At 49.8% G+C, this 257-nt stretch carries 3 tRNA genes; all 3 read left to right on the top strand.

Annotated features, from left to right (window positions below):
- Positions 1-2: 2 nt before the first annotated feature.
- Positions 3-77 (top strand) — tRNA-Gln (locus FAY47_RS20025).
- A gap of 4 nt (positions 78-81) precedes the next feature.
- Positions 82-157: transfer RNA gene (locus tag FAY47_RS20020), tRNA-Lys, on the top strand.
- 15 nt (positions 158-172) lie between these two features.
- A tRNA-Leu gene (locus tag FAY47_RS20015) sits at positions 173-256 on the top strand.
- Position 257 lies beyond the last annotated feature (1 nt).

The following is a 257-nucleotide window of genomic DNA, read 5'->3' as shown; positions in this document are numbered from 1 at the left end:
GTAGGGATATCGCCAAGCGGTAAGGCACCACACTTTGACTGTGGTATGCGTAGGTTCAAATCCTGCTATCCCTGCCAAGATGGTTTACTAGCTCAGTCGGTAGAGCACTTGACTTTTAATCAAGGTGTCCGGGGTTCGATTCCCCGGTAAGCCACCAAAAAAATAATTAAATGCAGATGTGGCGGAATTGGCAGACGCACTAGACTTAGGATCTAGCGCCTTAGGCGTGGGGGTTCGACTCCCTTCATCTGCACCAT

This window comes from Clostridium sp. HBUAS56017, from assembly GCF_007115085.1.
In the GTDB taxonomy this organism is placed as follows: Bacteria; Bacillota; Clostridia; order Clostridiales; family Clostridiaceae; genus Clostridium; species Clostridium cibarium.
This window is presented reverse-complemented; position numbering and strand designations above follow the sequence as displayed.